We start from the raw sequence: 307 nt of genomic DNA, 5'->3' as shown, positions 1-307 counted from the left end.
GTGCAGGGGAGGAGTTCCTTGCCAGAGTGTCCGGTTTCATCGAGCTGCGGCTGAAGGAGAGCGGCATCGAGGGTGCCACCATCAAGCGCCGCGTCAAGAGCATCTACGGCATCTACCGCAAGACCTTCATGCAGAACAAGACCTTCGATGAGATCTACGATATCTATGCCGTCCGTGTCATTCTGGATTCGCTGGCTGAGTGTTACAGCACCCTGGGCCTCATCCACGATATGTACCACCCGCTGCCCAACCGCTTCAAGGATTATATCTCCACCCCCAAGCCCAACGGCTACCAGAGCCTGCACAC

General features: G+C 57.0%; 1 pseudogene. It reads left to right on the top strand.

The features are described 5' to 3' along the window. Window positions 1–307, top strand: a pseudogene (locus tag P0G09_RS18025) ((p)ppGpp synthetase); the annotation flags it as partial.

The sequence above is a fragment of the Faecalibacterium sp. DFI.5.82 genome, assembly GCF_029076575.1.
GTDB classification, from domain to species: domain Bacteria; phylum Bacillota; class Clostridia; order Oscillospirales; family Ruminococcaceae; genus Faecalibacterium; species Faecalibacterium duncaniae.
Note: the sequence above shows the minus strand (reverse complement) of the source record. Positions and strands in the feature narration are given on the sequence as shown.